This is a genomic window from Halomonas sp. BC1, from assembly GCF_002078135.1.
Classification (GTDB): Bacteria; Pseudomonadota; Gammaproteobacteria; order Pseudomonadales; family Halomonadaceae; genus Vreelandella; species Vreelandella stevensii.
Genome location: NZ_LFGS01000003.1, coordinates 159,507 through 162,193 on the forward strand (window position 1 = coordinate 159,507; position 2,687 = coordinate 162,193).

The 2,687-nt window shown below is 54.7% G+C and carries 5 protein-coding genes; 4 read left to right on the plus strand and 1 reads right to left on the minus strand.

What is annotated here, in order from left to right; genetic code table 11:
- Positions 1-109, minus strand: a 109-nt coding sequence (locus B7L72_RS01575; protein ID WP_217806022.1) for a flagellar basal body protein, incomplete at its 3' end; no start/stop codon positions are given.
- A 211-nt stretch (positions 110-320) separates the two neighbouring features.
- Here B7L72_RS01575 and flgA point away from each other — a divergent pair.
- The 4 genes from flgA to B7L72_RS01595 all read left to right on the plus strand — a co-directional run bounded on the left by flgA (position 321) and on the right by B7L72_RS01595 (position 2,651).
- Positions 321-1,034, plus strand: coding sequence for a flagellar basal body P-ring formation chaperone FlgA (gene flgA / locus B7L72_RS01580; protein ID WP_081139125.1), 714 nt, complete (start codon positions 321-323; stop codon positions 1,032-1,034).
- 84 nt (positions 1,035-1,118) lie between these two features.
- Positions 1,119-1,385 carry a flagellar biosynthesis anti-sigma factor FlgM gene (gene flgM, locus B7L72_RS01585; protein ID WP_081139124.1) on the plus strand — a complete coding sequence of 89 codons (267 nt, stop codon included), beginning with the start codon at positions 1,119-1,121 and terminating at the stop codon, positions 1,383-1,385.
- A gap of 8 nt (positions 1,386-1,393) precedes the next feature.
- Positions 1,394-1,843, plus strand: coding sequence for a flagella synthesis protein FlgN (locus tag B7L72_RS01590; RefSeq protein WP_081192177.1), 450 nt, complete (start codon positions 1,394-1,396; stop codon positions 1,841-1,843).
- 67 nt (positions 1,844-1,910) lie between these two features.
- The gene (locus B7L72_RS01595) at positions 1,911-2,651 is read left to right on the plus strand and encodes an SDR family NAD(P)-dependent oxidoreductase (RefSeq protein WP_081192179.1); all 741 of its coding nucleotides are present in this window, start codon (positions 1,911-1,913) and stop codon (positions 2,649-2,651) included.
- Positions 2,652-2,687 lie beyond the last annotated feature (36 nt).

The window sequence follows — 2,687 nt, forward strand, 5'->3', positions numbered from 1 at the left end:
TAGGCGTGTCCGCATTGGCAATGTTGGCAGCCAACACCTGGTGACGCGCCTGGCGCAAGCCAAGCGCCTGCTGGTGAAAATCAAAGGCTGATCCAAGCTGATCAATCATGCCGACCCTCGCTCGCCGTGAGGCCAAAATAAATCGAAAATTCTTGATCATGGATAATAGAGGCGAGGCTTTCATCTCTTAAAGCATGGAACAGGTAGCGTTTCTGCCAGCATTTCCCATGATACGGTGGCTACTTTTGCATTACACTGCCCAATCTACGCAGTCTCAGGCCTGTGTAGACTCTGAGTTTTCACACTGAGCGGCCCCTTCCATGCTTCATGCGTTGTCTCTCGTCACGGCCAGTCATACGCGCACCCTCTTCTCGCTCCTGGCGCTAGCCATTCTGGCTCTTCCCTATGCGGTGCAGGCGAACGACATGACGCTGGAAGAGAGCGTGCATCTATTTCTTTATCAGCAGGCGCAAACATTAGGGCAGGAAGCGGTCATCACCGTCACTCCCTCATCACCACATCTGCCTACCTGCGTGCAGCCTGAGCCTTTTTTACCCAACACGACCCAGCCCCCGGTCGGTAGAGTATCAGTGGGGGTAAGATGCGGTACCGATGGCCGCCAGGTGCGGTACATACAGGCACAGGTCGACGTCGTGGGTAACTACGTGGTCGCCACGCGTGATATCGAGCGTGGGACGCTCATTACCTCCGACATGCTGGGCCTACGGGATGGCAATTTGAGCAGCCTTGCGCCACAAACGCTGACCGATCAAGCAGACATTATTGGCAAGGTGGCTCAACGCCCGATTCGCAGCGGCGGTTCCTTTCAAGCACACTTTCTACAGGCACCTCACTTGGTGGAACGGGGGCAGCGTGTCACGGTCATAGCACAAGGCACTGGCTTTCGGGTTTCCCGTGAAGGAGAAGCCATGACCAATGGCGCACTGGGCGATATTATTCGAGTACGCTTTGGGGCACGCGAAATCGCCATGGCACGTGTCACTGGCCAGGGTGTTTTAGTGGTCGATTTTTGATTCAGCGCCTAAAGTCTTTAGTGCCCAAGCCGATAGTAACCATATAGCACGAGATGCCCAGACGTTGACGATGAGGCCCCCAACGTGAAAATCGACAACCTTAATCCGCTGGTACGCACCAACCAGGTTCAGCAGCGTGAAGATGCTCAAAAAGTTACCGGCCCCAAAACGCCGGATACGGACAACACGACCCGTGAACCCACACAGCTAAGCCAGTTCAGCGCGGATGGCAGCCAGGACATTGATATGGCCAGGGTTCAGGAAATCCGCGATGCCATTCGTGAAGGGCGTATGGAAATCCGTACCGACCGTATTGCCGATGGCCTAATTGCCAACCTGAAAGAGCTATAATCCTTATCATGAGCCTATCTCGCCTTCTCGACAGCCAGCTGCAGCGACTCGATGAACTCATTGAGCTGCTTACACACGAGCAAGAAGAGCTGACCAAGGGAAGCATCGATGGCGATACACTGTCAGACATCGCCCTCAAGAAACAAGCACTTCTGGGTGAGCTGGAGCGCGTCGAAGTGCTTAGGCGCGGCGTACAGGCCAAGCTTGGCTATTCAAATGGCGCTTCTGGCGCTCGCCAGGCAGCCAATGATGCCGACTGCCTACCCGTTTGGGAACGCTTGCTGGAAAAGGGCGAGCGCGTGGCTCGCATGAACGCCCTGACGGGGCAAATGCTGTCAGTGCGCATGAAACACAACCAGCAAATGCTGGATTACATTCGTCAGATTGCCGAAAAAACGCTTTATAAACCGGATGGGCGAAATAGCGCTCAACCTGGACGCATTAACGCTTCTGCCTGAAACACACCTAAACAACTCTTATACAAGGCACTTCAATTAGGCAACCTTGCCTAACTCTGGAGTCGTCATGCTACCTCATCTTCCCCAACAGTTTAACGCGGTGATCACGGGAGCCAACGGCGGCATCGGTAGCGCCATCTTGCAGCGTTTACTCTCCTCCTCTCAGCCAGGCCACATCATCGCCGTCATCTGCTCTCCGCTAAGGATGCAGCATGACAAAATCACCTCAGTCGTGGCGGACCTGACGACCAGCAGCGGCCGGCGTACCTTGTCAGAGACCGTCGGAGAGCAGCCACTTCACCTGCTGATCAACACCATTGGCATGCTCCACGACTTAGATCTGCATATCCAGCCCGAAAAACGCCTCGAGCAACTCAGTGAAGAAGCGTTCATGCGCGTCATGCAGATCAACGCGATGACGCCCGCCATGCTGCTTGCGGCACTCAAGCCTTCCCTGCAAGGGAAACATCCCAGCATTATCGCCAGTCTTTCAGCCCGTGTCGGGTCTATTACGGATAACGGCTACGGTGGCTGGTATAGCTATCGAGCCAGCAAGGCGGCCCATAACATGCTGATGAAAACGGCCGCCATAGAGATTGGCCGTCTCAACAAACAAGCCATCGTGCTATGTCTTCACCCGGGCACGACGGATACCTTACTCTCCAAGCCCTTTCAGGCTAGGGTACCCAGCGACAAGCTGTTCACAACGGAGTATGTCGCTGATCGGCTCCTCGATGTCATGGCGCAACGCAGGCCCGAAGAGACCGGCAGTTTCTGGGATTGGGCAGGACAGCCCATCGAGTGGTAACTAAGGTTTTTGAATATCAAGGTTTTGTAATATCAG

Bases quoted from the DNA above. Each gene is read 5' to 3' on its own strand.
- B7L72_RS01590 (WP_081192177.1), top strand. From the start codon at position 1,394: ATGAGCCTATCTCGCCTTCTCGACAGCCAGCTGCAGCGACTCGATGAA.
- B7L72_RS01595 (WP_081192179.1), top strand. From the start codon at position 1,911: ATGCTACCTCATCTTCCCCAACAGTTTAACGCGGTGATCACGGGAGCC.
- flgA (WP_081139125.1), top strand. From the start codon at position 321: ATGCTTCATGCGTTGTCTCTCGTCACGGCCAGTCATACGCGCACCCTC.